17 protein-coding genes are annotated in these 20,272 nt (G+C 61.7%); 6 read left to right on the forward strand and 11 right to left on the reverse strand.

The genetic code is table 11. The features are described from left to right. Nucleotides 1-4 precede the first annotated feature (4 nt). From iolD to iolC, 5 genes are all read right to left on the reverse strand, one after another. On the reverse strand, nt 5-1,936 hold the full coding sequence (gene iolD, locus PspS35_RS16480) for a 3D-(3,5/4)-trihydroxycyclohexane-1,2-dione acylhydrolase (decyclizing) (RefSeq protein ID WP_159935799.1): 1,932 nt from the start codon (nt 1,934-1,936) through the stop codon (nt 5-7). Between the two features lie 10 nt (nt 1,937-1,946). Next, on the reverse strand, nt 1,947-2,762 hold the full coding sequence (locus PspS35_RS16485; RefSeq protein ID WP_159935800.1) for a TIM barrel protein: 816 nt from the start codon (nt 2,760-2,762) through the stop codon (nt 1,947-1,949). A 23-nt stretch (nt 2,763-2,785) separates the two neighbouring features. Then, nucleotides 2,786-3,574 carry a 5-deoxy-glucuronate isomerase gene (gene iolB, locus PspS35_RS16490; protein WP_159935801.1) on the reverse strand — a complete coding sequence of 263 codons (789 nt, stop codon included), beginning with the start codon at nt 3,572-3,574 and terminating at the stop codon, nt 2,786-2,788. Next, on the reverse strand, nt 3,571-4,464 hold the full coding sequence (gene iolE, locus PspS35_RS16495; protein WP_159935802.1) for a myo-inosose-2 dehydratase: 894 nt from the start codon (nt 4,462-4,464) through the stop codon (nt 3,571-3,573). Before iolE ends, iolB begins: the two co-directional genes overlap by 4 nt. Before the next feature lie 163 nt (nt 4,465-4,627). After that, the gene (gene iolC / locus PspS35_RS16500; RefSeq protein ID WP_159935803.1) at nt 4,628-6,565 is read right to left on the reverse strand and encodes a 5-dehydro-2-deoxygluconokinase; all 1,938 of its coding nucleotides are present in this window, start codon (nt 6,563-6,565) and stop codon (nt 4,628-4,630) included. 284 nt (nt 6,566-6,849) lie between these two features. Here iolC and PspS35_RS16505 point away from each other — a divergent pair, with 284 nt between their 5' ends. After that, nucleotides 6,850-7,758 (forward strand): MurR/RpiR family transcriptional regulator, encoded by a 909-nt coding sequence (locus tag PspS35_RS16505; RefSeq protein WP_159935804.1) that lies wholly within the window; start codon nt 6,850-6,852, stop codon nt 7,756-7,758. A gap of 138 nt (nt 7,759-7,896) precedes the next feature. On the opposite strand, the gene PspS35_RS16510 is transcribed toward PspS35_RS16505, so the two are convergent. Continuing rightward, a complete protein-coding gene (locus PspS35_RS16510) occupies nt 7,897-8,802 on the reverse strand; it encodes a hypothetical protein (RefSeq protein ID WP_159935805.1) in 906 nt (301 codons plus the stop codon). Between the two features lie 333 nt (nt 8,803-9,135). Between PspS35_RS16510 and PspS35_RS16515 the strand changes: the two genes are divergently transcribed. Next, a complete protein-coding gene (locus tag PspS35_RS16515) occupies nt 9,136-9,819 on the forward strand; it encodes a response regulator transcription factor (RefSeq protein WP_003219726.1) in 684 nt (227 codons plus the stop codon). After that, nucleotides 9,797-11,191, forward strand: a complete 1,395-nt coding sequence (locus PspS35_RS16520; RefSeq protein ID WP_159935806.1) for a HAMP domain-containing sensor histidine kinase — start codon at nt 9,797-9,799, stop codon at nt 11,189-11,191. Before PspS35_RS16515 ends, PspS35_RS16520 begins: the two co-directional genes overlap by 23 nt. Nucleotides 11,192-11,275: 84 nt before the next feature. Here PspS35_RS16520 and PspS35_RS16525 read toward each other — a convergent pair whose 3' ends face one another. From PspS35_RS16525 to PspS35_RS16535, 3 genes are read right to left on the reverse strand one after another with little or no spacing between them, the layout of a single operon-like run. Next, nucleotides 11,276-11,686 carry an SRPBCC family protein gene (locus PspS35_RS16525; RefSeq protein WP_159935807.1) on the reverse strand — a complete coding sequence of 137 codons (411 nt, stop codon included), beginning with the start codon at nt 11,684-11,686 and terminating at the stop codon, nt 11,276-11,278. Between the two features lie 55 nt (nt 11,687-11,741). Beyond that, the gene (locus PspS35_RS16530; protein WP_159935808.1) at nt 11,742-13,037 is read right to left on the reverse strand and encodes an FAD-binding oxidoreductase; all 1,296 of its coding nucleotides are present in this window, start codon (nt 13,035-13,037) and stop codon (nt 11,742-11,744) included. Further along, nucleotides 13,034-14,122, reverse strand: coding sequence for a polyamine ABC transporter substrate-binding protein (locus PspS35_RS16535; protein WP_159935809.1), 1,089 nt, complete (start codon nt 14,120-14,122; stop codon nt 13,034-13,036). The genes PspS35_RS16530 and PspS35_RS16535 overlap by 4 nt, the downstream gene beginning before the upstream one ends. Nucleotides 14,123-14,411: 289 nt before the next feature. Between PspS35_RS16535 and PspS35_RS16540 the strand changes: the two genes are divergently transcribed. Both PspS35_RS16540 and PspS35_RS16545 read left to right on the forward strand, forming a co-directional pair. Beyond that, entirely contained in the window at nt 14,412-15,296 is an 885-nt protein-coding gene (locus PspS35_RS16540; protein WP_159935810.1) for a helix-turn-helix domain-containing protein, read from the forward strand. 288 nt (nt 15,297-15,584) lie between these two features. After that, complete coding sequence (locus tag PspS35_RS16545; protein ID WP_159935811.1) at nt 15,585-17,747, forward strand: TonB-dependent siderophore receptor; 2,163 nt, start codon at nt 15,585-15,587, stop codon at nt 17,745-17,747. Here the strand turns inward: PspS35_RS16545 and PspS35_RS16550 are convergent. Then, a complete protein-coding gene (locus PspS35_RS16550) occupies nt 17,737-18,867 on the reverse strand; it encodes an MFS transporter (RefSeq protein WP_159935812.1) in 1,131 nt (376 codons plus the stop codon). The two genes, PspS35_RS16545 and PspS35_RS16550, sit on opposite strands and share 11 nt — an antisense overlap. Nucleotides 18,868-18,968: 101 nt before the next feature. On the opposite strand from PspS35_RS16550, the gene PspS35_RS16555 reads away from it, so the two are divergent. After that, nucleotides 18,969-19,739: a helix-turn-helix transcriptional regulator gene (locus tag PspS35_RS16555; RefSeq protein ID WP_159935813.1), complete on the forward strand. Its 771-nt coding sequence runs from the start codon at nt 18,969-18,971 to the stop codon at nt 19,737-19,739. Nucleotides 19,740-19,743: 4 nt separating this feature from the next. On the opposite strand, the gene PspS35_RS16560 is transcribed toward PspS35_RS16555, so the two are convergent. Then, entirely contained in the window at nt 19,744-20,181 is a 438-nt protein-coding gene (locus PspS35_RS16560; protein WP_159935814.1) for a carboxymuconolactone decarboxylase family protein, read from the reverse strand. Between the last annotated feature and the right edge of the window lie 91 nt (nt 20,182-20,272).

Here is a 20,272-nt window from a genome sequence, read left to right on the forward strand (position 1 = left end):
GTTATTAGTACTGCCGGGCCTTGGCCAGACGTTCGTTCAATTGTTTGGCCACCGCGTCAGTACGCGCGCTGGTAGAGACCTGCGCCACACCGACCCGCCACCACGACAGGTATTTGTGGATCATCGTCTTGGGCAGCACCTTGATATCGATCAGGGTCGACACCGTTTGCGTACGAGCATCGGCCAGCGCCGCCTGCAACTGCTCAATGCTGCTGACCTTGTAGGTCTTGCAGCCATAAGCCGCCGCGCTCATGGCGAAATCCACCGGTACAAAACCGCCATCGAGCTTGCCGGTTTCTGGATTGCGGAAGCGGAACTCGGTGCCGAAGCTGTCCATGCCGTGTTCCATCTGCAGGTTGTTGATGCAGCCAAAGGTCATATTGTCGAGCAGCACCACGTTGATCTTGCGGCGCTCCTGGATCGAGGTGGCCAGCTCCGAGTGCAGCATCATGTAGGAGCCATCACCCACCAGGGCGTAGACCTCACGCTGCGGCTCGGCCAGCTTCACGCCCAACGCGGCGTTGACCTCATAACCCATGCATGAATAGCCATACTCAACGTGGTAGGTATTGACCCCCTTGCTGCGCCAACTGCGCTGCAAATCACCGGGCAAGCTGCCAGCCGCCGCGACGATGATTGCGTCGTCGGCCAGGGTTTCATTGAGTACGCCGAGCACCCGGCTTTGGGTCAGGCAGGAGCCGGTCAGCTCGATAAATTCGCGCAGGACGGCGGGGTCCATATGGTCGTTGATTTCCGGAACGAAATTTTCCGTCTGGTACTCAGCCTGGTAAATCCGGTCCACCTCGGCGTCCAACTGCGCCTTGGCGTCCCGGGGCTGGTCCGCCCAGTCGGAGCGGTAGTCACCCAGCGCCTGCGCCAACGCTTGCAGACCGACCTTGGCATCCGCCAGCAACTGCACGCCGTCAAGTTTCAGCGCATCGCAGGGGCTGATATTGAGGTTTAGAAACTGCACCTCAGGGTGCTTGAACAGTGACTTCGAGGAGGTGGTGAAATCGGTATAGCGTGTGCCGATCCCGATGATCAGGTCCGCTTCGGGCGCCAGCAGGTTCGCTGCCAGGCAACCGGTCTCGCCGATCCCACCCAGGTTCAGCGGGTGGCTGGAGACCACCGCACTCTTGCCCGCCTGGGTTTCAGCGAAGGGGATGTCAAAACGTTCGGCAAACGCCTGCAACGCAGCATTCGCCCCGGAATACTTGACTCCGCCGCCGCAGATGATCAGAGGCTTGCGCTTTCCACGAAAGGCCGCGAGCGCATCGGCGATCATCCCGGCGGTGGCTGGCCGACGGTCGATCCGGTGCACACGTTTTTGCAGGAAGTAATCAGGGTAATCCCAGGCCTCGGCCTGCACGTCCTGAGGTAACGCGAGGGTCACCGCGCCGGTCTCCGCAGGGTCGGTGAGCACGCGCATGGCGTGGATCGCCGCGGTCATCAGTTGCTCGGGACGGTTGATACGGTCCCAGTATTTGCTCACCGAACGGAACGCATCGTTGGTGCTGATACTCAGGTCGTGGAACTGTTCGATCTGTTGCAACACCGGGTCCGGTTGGCGGCTGGCGTAGACGTCGCCGGGCAACAACAGCAACGGTATCCGATTGGCGGTCGCGGTCGCGGCAGCGGTCAGCATATTTGCCGCGCCCGGACCTACGGAGGACGTGCACGCATAGATCTTGCGGCGCAGATGCTGCTTGGCAAACCCAATGGCGGCGTGGGCCATGCCTTGCTCGTTGCGGCCCTGATGCACCACCAGGTCACCGCTGTCCTGCTCCAGCGCCTGGCCCAGGCCCAACACATTGCCGTGGCCGAAAATGGTGAAAATCCCGGCGACAAACTTGCTCTGCACGCCGTCGACTTCGATGTACTGGTTATCCAAAAACTTCACCAGGGCCTGGGCCATGGTCAATCTTGTTGTGCTCATGTCGCGCCCCTTAACGATTTTGCAGGTGGGCAATGCTTGCGCCCAACGCCTGTTGGATATCCGCCAACTCATGCACGCTGCTCGCAAACGGCTCGAACGACAGGTAGCCGCTGTAACCGGTGCTGAGCAAGGTGTCGATCTGCGCGGCATTGCCGAGGATATCGCCCTCGCCCACCAGCACGCGGTGGCCGTCGCGGATCGAGTTGAGCGGCGCCTCGGCATCTTCCACGCCGGAGATATGCACCAGGCCGGTCAGTTCCGGGAAGAACTCGTGCTCATTGGCCAAGTGGTGGTGAAAGGTGTCATGCACCACACGGAACACATCCAGGCCACCGATGGATTTGATCGCGTCCACCGCCACACGCTTGCGGCGCAGGGCGGACTCTTCGAAGCCCAGGGGCTCGACGAAACCGAGAATCCCGTACTCACGCAGGATCGGCGCCAGTTCGCTCAGCGCGGTGCGCAAGCCGGCGGCGCGCTGGGCGTCGTTGCGGGTGTCGCCCGGCTCATTCAGCGGGCACATCACCAGCCCTTGGGCGCCGCACTCACGGGCGTAGGTGGCGAGCTTGATCGCCTGGGCGCGGCGTTCGTCATTCCACACATCAAAGGGGTACAGCGCGTTGATCGACAGCACCGTGATGCCCTGCACCGCGCACAACTCACGCACGCGGCTGGCCGGGGTGCCGTATTCGATTTCACGGTTCTTGAGGTCATTGCGGATTTCGATGGCATCGCACTTGAGCGCGGCCGCCAACTGGATGAAATCCGGCAGGGACAGATTCGGTGCAACCATGCGGTTCAGGGCAAAGCGTAGAGGCGACTTCATTGTTGTTCTCCGTCCAAAACCGCTTAAAGGTCCAGCAGCCAACTGTGCTGCGGGTCGTTGTGGAAATGCCAGGCGCGCTTGGGGCCAGCCATGACGTTGAGGTAGTAAGACTCGTAGCCGTACGGCACGCTGACCGGGTGGTAACCCTTGGGCACCACCACCAGGTCGCTGTTTTCCACGGCCATCGCCTGGTCGATGCTGCGGTCGTCGGTGTACACCCGCTGGAACACAAACCCCTGGGGCGGGTTGATCTGGTGGTAGTAGGTCTCTTCCAGGAAGCTCTGGTGCGGCAGGTCGTCGGTGTCGTGCTTGTGCGGCGGGTAGCTCGACGAATGTCCCGACGGCGTGCGTACTTCCACCACCAGCAGCGAGTGGGCCGGCGAGGTGTCGGGCAGGATGTCGCACACGTAGCGGGTGTTGGCGCCCTTGCCACGCACACTGCGCTTGCAGTCTTCGGGGCGGATCAGGCGCTGTTCGTAACCACCGGCACCGGGAGCCGCGCAAACGGCAATTTGTACGTCGCTCAACGCGGTGACCTGAGCCTCGGTGCCCGGCGGCAGGTACGCGGCGAATGGTGATTTGTCTTCGAACACCGACTGGCGATCACCCAGATTCTGCCAATTGAAACCTTCGCCTTCGATGTTCACCCGGCCACTGAGCAGCACCAGGCACAGCTCTTTGTCGCCGGCGCTGACGGGCAGCGTTTCGCCGAGGCTCAAGCGGTAGGCTTTAAACCCTACGTATTCCAGGCGGCCCTCTTCCAGGGCAACCATGGTCTGCCCGCGTTTACTGCTCTTTACCAGCAAGCTCATGACTGGGTCCTCTCGGTGAGCAGTGCACGCAAGGTGTCATAACCTTTTTTCGCGTAGATATAGCTGGGCGCCACCGCCGGGTCCTGCTCGGCTTCGACCACCAGCCAGCCCTCGTATTTCGCGGCCAGCAGTTCATCAAGCAACGGCGCAAAGTCGATATCGCCATCGCCGGGTACGGTGAAGGTGCCGTTGACGATGCAGTCCGGGAAGCTCCACATCTGATTGCGCGCCAGTTGCACCACCGGTTTGCGCACGTCCTTGAAATGCACGTGGCACACGCGGTCGATGTGCTTGCGCAGCACCTCCAGCGGTTCGCCGCCGCCCATGTAGCAGTGGCCCGAGTCGAAGAGCAGGCCGACTTCCGGGCCGGTTCTGTTCATCAACTGATCAATGTCTTCGGGGGACTCGACGTAGGCACCCATATGGTGGTGATACGCCAGGCGCACGCCTTGGGACAGGGTGAAGCGCGCCAGCTCGGTGAGCTTGTCGGCGTAGTCCTGCCAGGCCTGCTCGCTGTGCAAGCGCGGACGCTCGATCAGGCGGATGCGCGAGCCCTGGATCGAATCGGCCACCTCACCGTAGACCAGCACTTTTGCGCCATTGTGTTTCAGTAACTCGACGTGACCGGCGATGGCTTCGATTTCTTCGGCCACCGAGCGGCGCGCCAGGCGGCTGGAATACCAGCCAGAGACCAGCGCCAGGTCATAAGGGCGCAATACATCGCCCACGCCCTTGGCGTCCTTGGGGAATTTGCCGTTGAGTTCAAAACCTTCGTAGCCGATTTCCTTGCCTTCGCTCAACGCGGTGCTCAGGGGCGTTTCACCGCCCAGGGCTGGCAGGTCGTCGTTGCTCCAGGAGATCGGGTTGATGCCAATTCGGATTGCGGGCATGGCTGCACCTTTATTATTTTCAGGTATCACTGAGATCTGCTTTATGTGGGAGGCGGCTTGCCCCCGATGGCGGCTGCACAGCTACACAAGTGTTGTCTGACACTCAGCTATCGGGGGCAAGCCCCCTCCCACATTGGATTGCATTGCACATTTAGAACTGGGTTCAGGTTCGAGCACTGCGCCAGGCGTTGATGAGCTGCTCAAATGTGGCCTGTACCTGCTGAATCAGGGTTTCATCATCAATCTCCCCCGCCATCCACGCTTTGCTCGGTTCCTGGAAGATCGTACGGCCCACGGCGAATCCACGGCAGGTGGTACTCAGGCGTGCCTGCTGGAAGCCGTCGGCGAGAAACTCGGCCGAGGCATTCAGGCCCAGCAGCACCACGCCACGGCAGTACGGGTCGCGTTCGTGGATCAGCGCATCAAGCTTTTTCCATTCTTCGGCCGACTGCGCTTCGATCTTCCACCACGCCGGGTAGATGCCCAGGTTGTACAGGCGCTTGAGGCTGCGGTAGAGCACGTCCGGGTAGGTGGACGGGTGATCCTTGGGTGGGATGATTTCCAGCAGCAGTTCATGGCCGCTGACCAGGGAGGCGTCGTACACCGCCTTGATCTGGGCCTCCTGCTCCAGGCGCAGCAGCGGTTCATCATCCGGGTGGAATTGCACCAGGCACTTGATGATCTGCTCCTGGGGCCAGGCGATCAGGTTGCTGCCAATCGAACGGCCGTGTTCGAAGGCCAGGGGCCGTGAGTTCTGCACTTCCACCGGGCGTGCGATCCACCAGCCGCGACCGCTGGCAGTGTTGAGCGCATCCTGGCCGAAGCGCTGGTCAGCCAACAGGCCCACATCAGCTTCGACACCTTGCTCGGCGAGTTTCTTTTCCACCCGTTCGATGGCCTGGATAAACAGCTGCTTGATATCGCTGATACGCGCCGGATCCTGGCCACCGCGTTGCGCCAGATCGACCAATTGCCAGCGGTGGTCGAAGGCGAAAATAAACAGCTGCTTCCATTGCTTGCGCGGCACCGTGACGCGGTGCAGGCGTTGCAGGGTCACGTCCTGGTCCGGTCGGGTGATCGGCACAGGGCTGTTGAACAGGTAATCCAGTTCGGCCGGCGTCGGCATGGCCGGGGCGCAGGCGTGGCGCGAGACCACCAGGCCGCCACAGGCATTGGCCAGTTGGCTGCAACGCTCGTCGCTGGCGTCGTTGATCCAGCCGCTGAGGAAGCCCGACATGAACGCATCGCCGGCGCCCAGCACGTTGAGCACTTCCACGCGCACACCGGGGTAGATCGCGCCGTCTTCCAAACGCGCAGGGATTGCACCGTGAATCACTGTGCAGCCCTGCGGGCCAAGCTTGACCACCAGCGTGGCGGGCGTGAGTTCGCGCACGGTGCGCAGCGCGGTGAGCAGGTCTTCACTGCCACCGGCGATCAGGAATTCTTCTTCGGTGCCGACGATCAAGTCGAAACGCGGCAGGATCTTCTGCACATGCTGGCTGACATTCTGGTCGGCGACAAAGCGCGTCTCGCCATCGGCCTTGCCCGCCAAGCCCCACAGCACTGGGCGGTAGTCGATATCCAGCACGCGCTTGACGTTGTGCTTGGCCGCATAGTCCAGCGCCTGGATGCTGGCCTTGTACACGCTGTCGGTAGAGAAATGCGTACCGGTGATCAACAGTGCTTTGCTGGAGGCAATAAAGGCTTCGCTGATGTCTTCGGCGCGCAGGGCCATGTCGGCGCAGTTTTCGCGGTAGAACACCAACGGGAAGGTTTCACGATCTTTAAGGCCCAGCAGCACCAGCGCGGTGAGACGCTCCGGATCGACCTTGATGCCACTGACATCGCAGCCTTCGCGGGCCAGGGACTCGACCAGGAAGCGACCCATATGGTCGTCACCGACGCGGCTGAGCATCGCGGACTTTAGCCCCAGGCGTGCAGTGCCGAAGGCGATGTTGGCGGAGGAACCGCCGAGGTACTTGGCGAAGCTGGACACGTCCTCAAGCCGCGCACCTACTTGCTGTGCATAGAGGTCGACGCCCAGGCGCCCGAGGCAAATCAGATCCAATTGACGCCCACTGGCAAAACGAGTCTGGCCCATGCTGGCTCCTGTTATTTTTATCAGCCTGCGTGGTACCGCCGTGGTGACGGCACACGCTCTTGGTGAGAGCAGACTAGAACGTTCAGCGACGCCAATCAATATTTATTCCAGAATTATTTTTAGTGGAATATTTTTTCCAATCAGGCGGCATAATGGCATGCCAGCTCCCGTGCATCGTTTCAGCAGGCCGCGGGGGCCGTGATGCCGGGGTATTTTTTTGCGCCTACCCTGTAGACTTGCGCCACCCATCAGCGCACCAGACGAACACGCCAGAAGGATTGCCCATGTCCCGCACCGAGCCCGAGACCACCCTGCAGGCCCCCCTCGCCAGCCCTGCGGTGAATGCCGAACGCCTGTTGCAGCTGATCACCGACGAATACGAAAGCCTGCCGCGCCAACTCAAGCGCATCGCCAGCTACATGAGCCAGCAGAGCGACCGCATCATGGTCGACCGCATCAGCGACATCGCCCGCGAATGCGAAGTGCACCCCTCGGCCATCGTGCGGTTTTCCCAGCGTTTCGGCTTCAGTGGGTTCAGTGAAATGCAGGCGCTGTTTCGCGAGGCCTACACCCACAAGACCACGCCGGTGCAGAACTACCAGCAACGCATCCGCAGCATGATCGCCAACAAGTCGCAGAAGGCCAGCGGCGGCGACCTGGCGCGTGAATGCGTCAACGCCACGCTGTCGGGTATCGAGCGCCTGGGGCTGGAGCTCGATGACGTGGCGTTCGACAAGGCCGTAGACCTGGTGGTCAACGCCGACAATATCTATGTGGTGGGTGTGCGTCGTTCGTTCGCGGTGGCCGATTACCTGGTCTACAACCTGCAGCACACCAACAAGCGCATCCATTTGATCTCAGGTTTGGGCGGCAGCTACCGCGAGCAGATGCGCAGCGTGCGCGCCAACGACCTGGTGATCGCCATCAGCTTCACGCCCTACGGTAAAGAGACCCAGCACTGCCTGCGCATCGCCCAGCACCACCAGGCCAAGACCCTGATCATCACCGACAGCAACCTGTCGCCCCTGGCCAAGCGGGCGAACGCGGTGCTGTTGGTAAATGAAGGTTCGTCATTCGCCTTCCGCTCGCTGAGCGCCACCCTGTGCCTGTGCCAGGCGTTGTTTATTGCCGTAGCGTACCGGTTGGAATTGAAGGTGGATGAGATTCACGAGCAGGTCGGGTTCGACGACTGACTACGCAAATGCAAGAGGGGGCAAGCCCCCTCCCACACTTGACCGGGATCAATGCATGAAAATTGCGATCAAGATAATCACCGGGATCGGCACGCCGAGGAACCACAGAAGTAATGAGCGCATGGTGTTCTCCTTGAATTAACGAACGTAGTTTTCGGTTTCGACGTACACCACTGCATCACGACGACGACCGCCAAAGGTCGCAGCGAAGCTGGCAAAGAACGCGCCGATCAACAGGGCGACAAACGTCCACAGCGAGGTATAGGCAGCGACTTTGGCGGCGGTGTCAGCGGCTTGCTTGGCCTTGAGCTTGGCGTCTTCAACCGCTTTACGCGCGTCGCCATAGACCTTGTCGATACGCGCTTCGGCATCGGCCTGGCTGAGGTTGGTGCGCTGGCTGATCAACTGGGCGAGATAGGCACGGTCTTGCGCCGCGAGTTGCCCGTCGTTGCTCAGGGTACGGGTGAGGATGCGGGCGACCACACCGTGGGCCGCGTCGTCGCTGACGGCCACCGGGCGGTCATCGCGGAACAGGCTGTCGACGTAATAGTCGAAGTCGCCACCGTTGACGCCTTTGGCCGCACTGCCCGCCGCTTGGGTGATTCCGTTGGCAGCACCGGCTGCGACGCTCGCACCGGCTTTCACACCCCCGCTCACGACGCTGCTGACCGAACCGACCACCAGCACTGCGGTGATCAATGTGGCGACTGCCCACGCCAGGAAGCCATGGGCCGTGTCGCGAAAGTACACCTCGTCGCCATGCATGCCGGCCCACTTCACCCGCAAGCGGCCGGCGATGTAACCGCCCAACCCGGAGGCGACGATCTGCGTAAACGCCAGCCAGACAATCGTGGAAATGCCAAGCCCCTTGGCACTGATACCGCTATCGGCCCACGGCGACACCGCCGAAAAACCCAGGCCGAAACCCAGCAGTACCAGGATCAGCGACAGCGCAGCCGCCGCAGCGGCCCCGGCAAAGATCGCCCCCCAGGAAACCCCGGAGTGCGTGCTCGACGCTTGCAGCGTGGATGAGGATGTGATCATTGTTGTTGTGCTCCCGGCAGGAAAAATGGTGTTACAAGTCTCAAAAGGGACAGTGCAGGCACCATGCCAGCCGCGATAAAATTTAATAGCGTTATATTTCAATAGCTTAAGTAAATTGAACTTACTTGAAGCATGCAACTTGCAAGATAAGGCTGTTGCCGGCGGGCTTTATGCAATCTCTCGCCGATCATCCACAAGCCCTCGTACACCGGCCAGCGCCCGCCATGAAATCTGTGTCAGTTTTGCCAAGATGAAGTTTAATTTAGGAAGCGTTCAGGCAAACCTTGGCAAAATGTGTCCACTTCAAGTGTGAATCGCTCACCAGGTACTCCTATGACCCGCATTTTGACCATCGAGGATGACGCCGTAACGGCCCGCGAGATCGTCGCCGAGCTGAGTAGCCATGGACTGGACGTAGATTGGGTGGACAACGGCCGCGAAGGTCTGGTCCGCGCCGTGAGTGGTGATTACGACCTGATCACCCTCGACCGCATGCTGCCTGAGCTGGATGGCCTGGCCATCGTCACCACCTTGCGCACCATTGGCGTTTCGACGCCGATCCTGATGATCAGCGCCCTCTCCGACGTGGACGAGCGTGTGCGTGGCCTGCGCGCCGGTGGCGATGACTACCTGACCAAGCCGTTCGCCTCCGATGAAATGGCCGCACGCGTCGAAGTGCTGCTGCGCCGCAAAAGCACGGTCAAGGAATTCGAAACCGCACTGCGCGTGGCCGACCTGGAACTCAACCTGATCAGCCGCGAAGCCAGCCGCGCCGAGCAGCCCCTGAGCCTGTTGCCCACCGAATACAAGTTGCTGGAATTTCTGATGCGCAACACCGGGCAGATCCTGTCGCGGATGATGATCTTCGAGGAAGTCTGGGGCTATCACTTCGACCCCGGCACCAACCTCATCGATGTGCACATCGGTCGCCTGCGCAAGAAAATCGATCCACCGGGCCTCACGCCGCTGATCCGCACGGTACGAGGTTCCGGTTATGTCATTGCTGAACCCCTCTAAGGGCTGGCGCTCTTCCAGCAGCCGCTTGCTGGCGCTGTACAGTTCGCTGTTCGTGGCCTGGAGTTGCATCCTCATGGGGGTGCTGTATTACGAGGTGTCCGGTTACCTGGGCGACCTGTCGCGTCACTCGTTGATGCAGCGCCAGCATTTGTTCCAGCGCTTTGACGGTGAAGAACTGGTCGAAGCGCTGACCACCAGCATGACCTTCGACATGAAGGGCGTGGACGCCTATGGCCTGTTCGACGAGCAGTTCCGCCCCTTGAGCGGGCCGATCCGCGCAATACCGCCCGACCTGCCGCTGGACGGCAAGATCCACGCCCTGAGCAATTGCGTCGACTCCGACGACCCCAAACTGCCCAAGGACAGCTGCGACGCCGTGGCCACCCACACCGACGACGGCCGGTGGCTGGTGCTGGTACGTGCCAACGGCTCGTTGTTCGGCGTAACCCGGATCATCTGGCATGCATTGCTGTGGGCGCTGTCGCTGACGATTATCCCCGGCGTGGCCGGTTGGCACTTGCTGCGCCGCCGCCCGTTGCGGCGGATTCGCGGGATCCAGGCCAGTGCCGAAGCCATCGTCGCAGGCGACCTCACCCACCGTTTGCCACTGTCCAACCGCCGTGACGAACTGGACATGCTCGCCGCCATCGTCAACGCCATGCTCGACCGCATCGAGAAGCTGATGAACGAGGTCAAAGGTGTGTGCGACAACATCGCCCACGACCTGCGCACCCCGCTGACGCGCTTGCGCGCGCAGTTGTACCGCATCAAGCAGCAGGCCGAAGCCGAATCACCCCATGCGCTGCAAATGGACGACGCCATCGCTGAGACCGACACCCTGATGGCGCGTTTTCGCGGGCTGTTGCGTATCTCGGAACTGGAAGACCACCAGCGCCGTTCCGGCTTCCTGGTCATGGACCCACTGCCACTGCTGCGCGAATTGCACGACTTCTACCTGCCCCTGGCTGAAGAAGGCGAGCTGCAGCTTTTACTGCAAGTACCCGACTCCCTGCCCTGGATCACCGGCGACCGCGCGCTGCTGTTCGAAGCCCTGGCCAACCTGCTGAGCAACTCGATCAAGTTCAGCCCGGCGGGTGGCGAGGTGATCTTGCGCGGGGTCAACGATGGCGGCAGCACCCGCATCGAAGTCCACGACTCCGGGCCAGGCATACCGGCGGCGGAACGCAAAGCGGTGTTCCAACGTTTTTATCGCGTGGATGAAAGCGACCAGCAAGGTGGGTTTGGATTGGGCTTGTCGATTGTGGCGGCGATTATCAATTTGCACGGATTCAAGTTGGACGTCGGCACCAGCGAGCAAGGCGGCGCAAGGCTAGTGCTGGAGTGCCGCCAGCAACTGATGCCCGAAGCCTGACCCATAGGCCAATGAGGTCCAAATGTGGGAGGGGGCTTGCCCCCTCCCACATCGGCCCTGCGGTGCCCAATAGATCTGATCAGCTCAGAAATTCGCCCGCAGCGCCTCAACCCCACCCTTGTAGACCCCGGCAAACAGCGCTTCCACCGCTGCATCGGTGGTGCCCGCCACCGGCGTAAATACGCCAGACCATGTCACCTTGGCCGACGATTCGCCCAACGCCTCAACCTGAACCGTCGCCAGGTACGCACTCACCGGAAACGGCGATTGTTCGATGGTATAGCTGTAGGTGCGCGCCACGTTATCAAAGGTCTGCAAACGCTCGACAATCGCACCACCGTCGGCGGTGGTCAGGTGACGCAAGCGGCCGCCCTCGCCTGGCTCGCTCTTGGCGATCAGCGGCAACCAATCCGGCAGGCTGTTGAAGCCGCCGACCAATTGCCAGACCGTGTCGGCCGATACCGGGATTTCAATCACTGCAGATGCTGTTGGCACGGTAAATCTCCAGAAGTGGTAGGAAAACGTTGCCCAGCCTGCCACGCCACGCCTTTCAATGCATCAACTCCCGCAACCGATACCACACCATCCCCAACGCCAGCAGCGGCGAGCGCAGCGCTTTGCCACCGGGGAAGGTCATGTGCGGCACCTGACTGAAAATATCCAGGCCGTGGCTGTGCCCAGCGTGAATCGCCTCGGCCAGCAGCCGTGCACACCAGTGAGTCACGTTCAGCCCGTGGCCGGAATAGCCCTGGGCATAGAACACATTCGGGTACTGCTGCAACCGGCCGACCTGAGGGAAGCGGTTGGCGGTAATACCGATCTTGCCGCCCCACTGGAACGCAATCGCGGTGTCGGCCAGTTGCGGGAACACCTTGAGCAGCTTGGGTTGCATGTACGCGGCGATGTCTGCCGGATCGCGCCCGGAGTAATGACAGGCGCCGCCGAACAGCAGGCGCCGGTCGGCCGACAAGCGGTAGTAATCCAGGCCGACTTTCTGGTCGCACAGCGCCAGGTTCTGCGGGATCAGTTGGTTGGCCAGCGTTTCGGATAGCGGCTCGGTGGCGATGATGTAGCTGCCCGCCGGCAACACCTTGCCGCTCAAACGCGGCTCCAGGTCTTCCAGGTGCGCATTGCAGGCCAGTACCAAGGTGGCTGCGCGCACCGTGCCAGCGGCGCAGCGTACTTGGACGGTGTCGCCGTGGATCAATTCAAGAACCTCGGTATGCTCAAAAATTCGCACGCCCACAGACTCGGCCACCTGCGCCTCGCCCAGCACCAGGTTCAGCGGGTGCAAATGCCCGGAGCCCATGTCCACCAGGCCACCGGCATACACCGTCGAGCCCACCACCTGCTGCATGTCCTGCGGCCCGACCAGTCGGGTTTGATGGGTGTAACCCAGTTGCCCAAGGCCCGCCTGCTCCGCCTTGAACGCCGCGAACTGCGCCGGTGTGTTGGCCAGTTCGCAAAAGCCCCAGCGCAGGTCACAGTCGATCCCGTGTTCCCGAATACGCTCGCCCACCAGCGCGACCGAGTCGATGCCGGCGCGCTGCAAGTAGGCCACGCCCTCCTCCCCCACATACTTGGCAAACCCCGACACATCGTGGCCGATCCCGCGAATCAGTTGCCCGCCATTGCGCCCGCTGGCGCCCCAGCCCACACGCCGGGCCTCCAGCACAATCACCGAGAGCCCGCGCTGGGCCAGTTCGATGGCGGTGTTGATGCCGGTGAACCCCGCGCCGATCACGCACACATCCACCGTCAGGTCGGTGTCCAGGGACGGGCGTTCAGGCATGGCATTGGCCGAAGCCCGGTAGTAGGACCGGGCGTGGTCATTGGATTGAATCATTTATTGGTCTTCACTTTGCTCCACGCACGGGTCATCAGGCGCATGGTCGCCGGGGACGGCGTGGTGGAAATATAGAGTTTGTCGAGCACTTCCTGCGACGGATACACCTCAGGGTTGTTCACCAGCTCCGGGTCCATAAAGGCCTTGGCCGCCGGGTTGGCGTTGGCGTAACCCACCGAAGCACTGACCTTGGCAATCACTTCGGGGTCGAGCAGGTAATTGATAAACGCGTGGGCCTGTTTCGGGTTGCCCGCGTCGGCGGGAATCGCCAGCAAGTCGAACCACAGGTTGGAGCCCTCCTTGGGAATCGAATAAGCGATGTTCACGCCGTTCTTGGCTTCCTTGGCGCGGTTGGCCGCCTGGAACACGTCGCCGGAGTAACCGAAGGCCACGCAGATATCCCCGTTGGCCAGGTCCGAGATGTACTTGGACGAGTGGAAATAGGTGATGTACGAGCGCAGCGTCAGCAGCTTGGCTTCAGCTTCCTGGTAGTCCTTGGGGTTTTCGCTGCGCGGATCCTTGCCCATGTAGTTGAGGATCGCCGGGAACAGTTCATCCGCCGAATCGAGGAAGGCCACGCCACACTGGTTGAGTTTCTTGAGGTTTTGCGGTTCGAACAGCACCGCCCACGAATCGATATGGTCGATGCCGAGCACTTGTTTGACCTTGTCGACGTTGTAGCCGATGCCGTTGGTACCCCACAGGTAAGGCACCGAGTGCGCATTGCCCGGGTCGTTTTTCTCCAGCAGCGCGAGCAGCTTGGGGTCGAGGTTCTTGAAGTTCGGCAGTTGCGCACGGTCAAGCTTGAGGAACGCGCCGGCCTTTACCTGGCGCGCCAGGAAATGGTTGGACGGCACCACCACGTCATACCCCGTACGCCCCGCCAGCAACTTGCCCTCAAGGGTCTCGTTGGAGTCGAACACGTCGTAGATCACCTTGATCCCGGTCTTGGCCTGGAAATCGGCCAAGGTGGTCTCGCCGATGTAGTCCGTCCAGTTGTAGACACTGACCGTCGGTGCGGCCTGGCTGGCGCTGCTGAATGCGGCCACCAGGGCCAGCGGGAGAAGCTTGTTCACAAGACGCATATCGACACCCCTTCTTGGTTTTTTTAGACGCTCAACAGCAGGAACTCACGCTTGCCGCGTGCGATACCAGTCAGGTCACTGATCACACATTCGACTTCGGTAATCTTGTGTTCTTTCGCCAGGCGGACAGCTGATCGAAGGGAGCGTTCATAAGGACCTCGGCATGGATTGGATGCGCCATCGGCTTGTACTCGCGGTGCATTGAGGTCTATCTTGAACCCGCCGTCCTACGGCATCTATCCACTTTGCCCCGCGTACAGCGCACCAATAGAGTGCGCACGGATCGCCCATGACACCAGCAGCCGCTTTGCGCGTACAGGCCTTCACCACCGGTGATGTGGCCGCTCAATGCAGTGCGACACCCGGTTGGGTGCAGCAGTACCAACAGATGTCTCCCGGGCACTTTGCCGGGCAGGTCCGCTACCTCGACCTGCAAGGCGTGCAGGTGTACGAAGAGAGCATGAACACGCGGGTGGAGCAGCATTTCAATGCGCCACCGGGCTCGTTGGCGTTCTGTTTCGATGGCAGTGACCACACGCTGTATTTGCTCAATGGCGAAAGCCGCAACACCTGGATCACCCCGGAAAACTACCGCGAAGTGGCGGTGGTGTTCGGGCCGCACTTCGTGCAGCACCACGGGCTGGATGTGGCGAAGCTGGAAGGCCTGTTCATGGCGCCGCTGACCGGCCAGCAGAACGCGTTGTTCAGCCGTTGGCTCAGCGGCACGTTGACGCGCTTGTCCACGGTCGCCGACCCCGCCTCGCTCACCCAGCAACTGCTCGACGACTGCCTGTTTATCCTCGACCACGCATGCGTGTGCCTGGACCGCAGCTCGTTGCAAAAACGCAGTGAAGAACGCCAGTTGATGGCGCGCATTGGCGAATGGGCGGCCGACGCGCCGGATGAAACCGTCAACCTGCTGCAACTGGCGCAGATCGCCGGCGTGCCGTTGCGCCAATTACAGCAAGGCTTCAAGACCTACACCGGGATGAGCCCGGCGCAATGGTTGAGGTTGCGCCGGTTGAATGGGGCGCGGCGCGAGTTGTTGGCCTCAGTCGACAGCACCGTGGCTGAAGTGGCGATGAATTGGTCGTTCTGGCATTTGGGGCGGTTCTCACACAGCTACCGTGCGCTGTTCAAAGAGCTGCCAAGCGAGACCCTCAAGCGCTCCTGAGGACATGTTTTTTTGTGGTGAGCCCGCTTCTGTGGTGAGCGGGCTTGCCCCGCGCTGGGCTGCGCAGCAGCCCCAATAAACACACCGCGCAGTATCCGCCAGAACCCAGTTGCATGGTTTGGGGCGGCTTCGCCACCCAGCGCGGGGCAAGCCCGCTCACCACAAAGGCGGTTCACCCGCCTGTGCGGTTGCTGGCGACGTGAAAGAACCATTCTCGATAACTTGTAAAAGTGCGCCGTTATGCCTAGCTTATGCGCCCCCCGCCCTGCGCTTTAAGGCCCTGCCCCCATGGTTTTGCGTTTTCGTCCCGTCGTCCCGTCACGTTTCGCCCTCGGTCTGCTGCTCAGCGGCGGTATCGGCCATAGCTTCGCGGCAGACATCGAACTGCCGGCGCTGAACGTCCAGGGCCAGGATGAATCCGGTTATCACGCGGACACCGCCTCGGTCGCCGGCTTCAATGAAGCGCCGCTACTGGACACACCGGCCTCGATCACCGTGCTCAACGCCGCGCTGATCAAAGACCAGCAAGCGCGCCTGCTCAGCGAAGTGCTGCGCAACGACGCTTCGGTGGGCGACAGCTATGCACCGATTGGCTACTACGAAAACTTCGTGGTGCGCGGCTTCTCGCTGAATGCCGCCAGCAGCTACAAGATCAACGGGCGCACCATCACCGGCGAGCAGAACGTCGCCCTGGAAAACAAGCAGCACGTCGAAGTGCTCAAGGGCCTGGCGGGCCTGCAAAGCGGGATCTCCGAGCCCAGCGGCGTGATCAACTATGTGACCAAGCGCCCGGAAGATGTGCGTTCAGTGACCGTGTCCACCGATGATCGCGGCAGCGGTTATATCGCCACCGATGTCGGCGGTTGGTTTGGCAGCGAGCAGCAGTTCGGGCTACGCGCCAACGTGGCCCACGAAGACCTCAATTCCTATGTGGAGCATGCCAATGGCCAGCGCGACTTTGTGTCCCTGGCCTTCGACTGGAACATCAGCCCCGACGCCGTGCTGCAACTCGACGCCGAATACCAGAACAAGCAACAGCGCTCGGTGCCGGGTTATCAATTGCTCGGCGGCACCGAGGTGCCCCACGACGCATCGCCGAAAAAACTGCTCGGCCATCAGAGTGGTTCCAAGCAGGTCGGCATCGACTCGCTGAACCTCAGCGGCAAGTTTGAATACCGGTTCAGCGATCAGTGGAAAGGCAGCGTGAGTGCGGCGCGCAGCAAGGTGGTGATCGACGACTACAGTTCGTTTGCCTGGGGCTGCTACGGCTCGACCAGTTGCACGGCCAAGGTGCCCAACACCTTCAGCCCCGAGGGCAATTACGACGTCTACGACTACCGCAGCCCCGACGACACCCGCCGCGACGATGAAGTCCAGGCGGCCATGACCGGGCTGTTCGACACCGCAGGTATCGGCCATGAGCTGACCTTCGGCACCAGTGCGTTCCGCCGGGTGATCGACAAGCGCAAGTCGGTCAACGAGTACATCGGCACCAGCAACATCGACGAAGACACGCCGACGTTCACCCCCACCGACAAACCGCTGAATGACAGCCACCGTAACCTCGACAGCCGCCAATACGGCGTGTTCGTCACCGACCGCATCCGCATCAACGAGCAATGGCAAACCATCCTCGGTGGTCGTGAGGTGCGCCTGGATGAAAAGGCCTTTGACGGCGAAACTGGCAACCAGACCCGCCATACCCAGCAATACGTGTTCCTGCCCCAGGCGTCACTGATCTACAAACCGATTGAAAACGTCTCGCTCTACACCAGCTACAGCAAGGGCCTGTCCTTGGGCGGCACGGCGCCGTGGTTCGCCACCAACGCCGATGAAACCCTGGCCCCCACCACCTCCCGCCAGATCGAAGCCGGCGTGAAATACGACTGGCGTCGCATCAGCTTGGCCGCCGCCGTGTTCCAGACCCGCCAGGCCTATCAGTACGCCAAGCCCGACGCTGCCGGCGACTTCACCTATGTGCGGCAGGGCGAGCAGAAAAACACCGGGCTGGAACTTTCGGCCAATGGCTGGGCCACTGAACGCCTGCAAATCTCCACCAGCGTCGCAGCCATCCGCGCACGGGTGAGCGGCAGCGGCACGCCGCAATACGAAGATCACCAGACGATCAACGTGCCGAAGCTGCGCGCCAGTGTCTATGCCGACTATGCGTTGCCGTGGGTCAATGGCCTGGCGGTGCTCGGCGGCGTGCAATACAGCGCCAAGAAGTACGCCAACCGCAGCGGCAATGTGGAGGTGGGGGATTATGCGGTGGTCAACGTCGGCAGCCGCTACACCACCAAGGTCGACGGCTACGAGACGGTGCTGCGCCTGAGCGTCGACAACCTGTTCGACAAGCGCTACTGGCGCGACGCGGGCGAGTACATGGGCGATGACTATCTGTTCCAGGGCGCGCCGCTGACGGCGCGCCTGAGTGCTTCGGTCAACTTCTGAACACCCGCGGCACTGCCAGCCACAGCGCCGTCAGGCCGCAGGTCAACAGGCTCCAGCCAAGGTCCTGCGCCCAGGCCACCAGGGTGAGTCCGGCGCCAATCACCAAATAATAGAGCAAGCCAAATACCGCAGCGGCGGTGCCCAGGCGATCTTGATACGCCACCAGCGCCGCCCCCAGTACGTTGGGGATCGCCATGCCGAACGCCAGCACCACCAGCAGCATCGGCCATACGAACAGCCAGCTGTCTTGCAGCATCAGTACTGACAGGCCGCCCAGCAACGCCACCCCGGCAGCGGCCAACACCAACTGCTCGCCATTCATGCCACGCTTGAGCAAGGCCTTGTTCAGCCACGCCCCAAGCCCCGATCCAAGCGCCAGCAACACACCGCTGTAGCCGAATTCGGCAGCGGACAAACCCAGCCGCGCAAAGATAAACGGCCCCACGCTGTAGTAGCTAAACAGCGCAATATTGAACGCTGCCACCAGGCCGACGGAACGCCATACCCCGGTATCCCTGAGCATCAGGCCCACGGTTTGGCCCAGCGGTGAGGTCGGCAAGAAGGCCGCACGCGTCTCGGGCAAGGCCCATACGCAGGCGACCCACAGTACCGCCGCCATCAACAGCAAGCCCGTGAGCATGCCGCGATAGCCGAAGTACTGCACCAGGCTCGCACCACTGAACAGGCCAAGTGCCGGGCTGGCAGCCAGGGCAATGCCCATCACGGAAAACACCTGGGCCAACTGCGCGCCGTGGAAGCGGTCGCGCAATACCGTCTGCGTGACCACCGAACCGACTGCAGCACCAAAGGCCGCGAGAGCCTGGGCCAACAGCAAGCCGTTGAACGTACTCACACTCAAGGCGAGCAGCGTGGCGGCAACATACAGCCCCAGCCCGGCCAACATCACCGGGCGCCGGCCCCAGCGATCACACAACCGGCCCCATACCACCACCCCGCACGCAAACGCCAGAAAGTACACCGACAGGGTCTGCCCGGCGCGTTCAGGCCCGACCGCGAAGGCTTGGCCGATATCGCCCAGGGCCGGGCTGTAGAGAGTTTGGGCCAATTGCGGAAACATCAGCAACGCCACGGCCAGCACCAACAGGTTTTTCGATGTCATGGACAGGACCTTCACAGGAAAACAATCGGAAGGATTTTAAGCAGCGTGGGCTGGGGTATTATCCAGACTTCGACAATTAACCCATGAAATCGGACAAACCCATGGCTTGGCTCGCCGCCGACGCATCGTTCGACCCGGACAGCTACCCGGCGCCCGTCATTGGCATCGCCGCCCTCCTCGGTGACCATGACTCCGGCCTGCACTTGCACCGTCGCGGTCAACTGCTGTTTACCCAACAGGGCTGCACCCGCATTACCCTGGACAATCAACTGTGCCTGTTGCCGCCGACCCGTGCAGCGTGGATACCTTGCGGCGTGCATCACCGCGCGGTGATGAGCAAGGCCGTCGATTACCGTTCGGTGTACGTAAGCCCGGCCATGGCCACCCAGTTGCCGACACAGGTACGGGTGATCGAAGTGAGCGTCTTACTGCGGGCGGTGTTGGAACCGATGGCCATGGCCCCTTTCGAAACCGATTGGCACACAGGCCGATATGCCCATTTGCTGGCGCTGTGCCTGGAAGAAATCCAGGGTGCGGCCGAGCAACCGATGCTCCTGCCCTTGCCACGGGACAAGCGCCTGGCGCCATTGCTGGCCAATCTGAAACGATTGCCGCCCACGCTGCAAGACCTGGAAAAGCAGATCGGCGCCAGCACCAAGACCATCGGCCGGATCTTCCTGCGGGAAACCGGCCTGGGGTATCAGCAATGGCGCCAGCAGTGGCGCTTGATGCGCGTCATCGAGCTGCTCGCCACCGGGCGCAGCATCGGCTACTGCGCCTTTGAACTGGGGTTTGCCAGCGACAGCGCGTTGATCGCCTTCTTCAAGGGCATGACCGGCACCACGCCGCGCGGCTATTTCAAATCAGGCTGAAGCCTTATTCAGGCATCTTGCGGAACCCCACGGCCAGGCGATTCCAGCTGTTGATGGTGGCGATCGCCACGCTGAGGTCGACCTGCTCCTGAGCGTTGAATTCGACGGCCAGTGCGTTGAAGTGCTCGTCGGGAGCGTGGGTCTGGCTGATCAGGGTCAGGCTCTCGGCCCAGGCCAGCGCCGCACGTTCACGCGGGGTGAAGAACGGCGTTTCGCGCCAGGCCGACAGGGTGTACAGGCGACGCTCGGTCTCGCCGCCCTTGCGGGCATCGGCGGTGTGCATGTCCAGGCAGAAGGCGCAGCCGTTGATCTGCGAGACACGCAGGCGAATCAGTTCCAGCAAGGGCAATTCGATGGACAGTTTGCCGACCGCGGCTTCCAGGGCGAGCATGGCTTTCATGGCGTCTGGGGAGGCGGTGTAGAAGTCGGTACGGGCGTGCATGGTGATACTCCAGAACGGTGGGATTGGTGGCTAGCGTAGTCACCGGGCCGGGCCGCAGGAATATCCAATTGCGTGGAAGAACAGGTGACCA

This window comes from Pseudomonas sp. S35 (genome assembly GCF_009866765.1).
Classification (GTDB): domain Bacteria; phylum Pseudomonadota; class Gammaproteobacteria; order Pseudomonadales; family Pseudomonadaceae; genus Aquipseudomonas.

Bases quoted from the DNA above. Each gene is read 5' to 3' on its own strand.
- iolB (WP_159935801.1), bottom strand. From the start codon at position 3,574: ATGAGCTTGCTGGTAAAGAGCAGTAAACGCGGGCAGACCATGGTTGCC.
- PspS35_RS16485 (WP_159935800.1), bottom strand. From the start codon at position 2,762: ATGAAGTCGCCTCTACGCTTTGCCCTGAACCGCATGGTTGCACCGAAT.
- PspS35_RS16540 (WP_159935810.1), top strand. From the start codon at position 14,412: ATGACACCAGCAGCCGCTTTGCGCGTACAGGCCTTCACCACCGGTGAT.
- iolE (WP_159935802.1), bottom strand. From the start codon at position 4,464: ATGCCCGCAATCCGAATTGGCATCAACCCGATCTCCTGGAGCAACGAC.
- PspS35_RS16550 (WP_159935812.1), bottom strand. From the start codon at position 18,867: ATGACATCGAAAAACCTGTTGGTGCTGGCCGTGGCGTTGCTGATGTTT.
- PspS35_RS16560 (WP_159935814.1), bottom strand. From the start codon at position 20,181: ATGCACGCCCGTACCGACTTCTACACCGCCTCCCCAGACGCCATGAAA.
- iolC (WP_159935803.1), bottom strand. From the start codon at position 6,565: ATGGGCCAGACTCGTTTTGCCAGTGGGCGTCAATTGGATCTGATTTGC.
- PspS35_RS16520 (WP_159935806.1), top strand. From the start codon at position 9,797: ATGTCATTGCTGAACCCCTCTAAGGGCTGGCGCTCTTCCAGCAGCCGC.
- PspS35_RS16535 (WP_159935809.1), bottom strand. From the start codon at position 14,122: ATGCGTCTTGTGAACAAGCTTCTCCCGCTGGCCCTGGTGGCCGCATTC.
- iolD (WP_159935799.1), bottom strand. From the start codon at position 1,936: ATGAGCACAACAAGATTGACCATGGCCCAGGCCCTGGTGAAGTTTTTG.
- PspS35_RS16510 (WP_159935805.1), bottom strand. From the start codon at position 8,802: ATGATCACATCCTCATCCACGCTGCAAGCGTCGAGCACGCACTCCGGG.
- PspS35_RS16530 (WP_159935808.1), bottom strand. From the start codon at position 13,037: ATGATTCAATCCAATGACCACGCCCGGTCCTACTACCGGGCTTCGGCC.
- PspS35_RS16515 (WP_003219726.1), top strand. From the start codon at position 9,136: ATGACCCGCATTTTGACCATCGAGGATGACGCCGTAACGGCCCGCGAG.
- PspS35_RS16505 (WP_159935804.1), top strand. From the start codon at position 6,850: ATGTCCCGCACCGAGCCCGAGACCACCCTGCAGGCCCCCCTCGCCAGC.
- PspS35_RS16545 (WP_159935811.1), top strand. From the start codon at position 15,585: ATGGTTTTGCGTTTTCGTCCCGTCGTCCCGTCACGTTTCGCCCTCGGT.
- PspS35_RS16555 (WP_159935813.1), top strand. From the start codon at position 18,969: ATGGCTTGGCTCGCCGCCGACGCATCGTTCGACCCGGACAGCTACCCG.